2 protein-coding genes are annotated in these 1,225 nt (G+C 71.1%); both read left to right on the forward strand.

Annotated elements, in window-relative coordinates; all coding sequences use genetic code 11:
- Nucleotides 1-895: peptide chain release factor 1 (prfA, locus tag FKP22_RS30920; RefSeq protein WP_141292002.1), on the forward strand; the 895-nt coding region annotated here is incomplete at its 5' end.
- On the forward strand, nt 892-1,225 hold a 334-nt coding region (locus FKP22_RS30925), incomplete at its 3' end, for a class I SAM-dependent methyltransferase (protein WP_510606736.1). The genes prfA and FKP22_RS30925, both read left to right, overlap by 4 nt.

A 1,225-nucleotide genomic window follows, 5' to 3' on the forward strand; every position in this document is an offset into this window, starting at 1 on the left:
GGCCGAGGCTGACAAGGCGGGCGACAGCGAGATGGCCGCGATGGCGCGCGAAGAGGCCGCCACAGCCGCAGCCGACCAGGCCGCACTGCTGGCCGAGCTTCAAACCGCCCTGCTGCCCAAGGACCCGGACGACGACCGCAACGCGTTTGTCGAAATCCGCGCCGGCACCGGCGGCGAAGAGTCGGCCCTGTTCGCGGCCGACCTGGCGCGCATGTACCTGCGATACGCCGAGGCGCAGGGCTGGCGCAGCGAGCTGATGAGCGAAAGCCGCTCGGACCTGGGCGGCTACAAAGAAGTGGTGATCCGGCTCGAAGGCCCGCAGGTCTATGCGCGCATGAAGTTCGAGTCCGGCGGCCACCGGGTGCAGCGCGTGCCGGCGACCGAAACCCAGGGCCGCATCCACACCAGCGCCTGCACCGTGGCCGTGATGCCAGAGCCGGACGAAGCGGCCGAGGTGACGCTGAACCCGGCCGACCTGCGCATCGACACCTTTCGTGCCAGCGGCGCCGGTGGCCAGCACATCAACAAGACCGACAGCGCGATCCGCGTGACGCACATTCCCACCGGGCTGGTTGCCGAATGCCAGGACGACCGCTCGCAGCACCGCAACAAGGCCAAGGCGCTGGCCGTGCTGCAGGCCCGGCTGCAGGACAAGGAGCGCAGCGAGCGCGACGCCAAGGAAGCCGCCACGCGCAAGGCGCTGGTCGGCTCCGGCGACCGCTCCGACCGCATCCGCACCTACAACTTCCCGCAGGGCCGGTTGACGGACCATCGCATCAACCTGACGCTGTACAAGCTGGGCGCGGTGATGGAGGGCGAGTTGGGCGACGTGACCCAGGCGCTGCAGGTGGCGCGGGCGCAGCAGCAGATGGCGGCGCTGGAGACCGGCGCGTGAGCACCACCGTCACGCAAGCCCTGGCCACGGCCCGCGCTGCCGGCGTGGACCGGCTGGACGCGCAACTGCTGCTGGGCCACGTGCTGCAGAAAGACCGCGGCTGGCTGGTGGCCCATGATCAGGACGAGCTGCCGCCCGACGCGCTGGCCGGCTTCCAGGCCTTGTGGCAGCGCAGCGCCGCCGGCGAGCCGACCGCCTACCTGCTGGGCGAGCGGGAGTTCCATGGCCTGACGCTGCAGGTGAGCCCCGCGGTGCTGGTGCCGCGGCCGGACACTGAAACCCTGGTCGACTGGGCGCTCGAACTGCTTGCCGGCGAGCTGGCAGACCGCC

This window comes from Ideonella azotifigens, assembly GCF_006519715.1.
GTDB classification, from domain to species: Bacteria; Pseudomonadota; Gammaproteobacteria; order Burkholderiales; family Burkholderiaceae_C; genus Ideonella; species Ideonella azotifigens.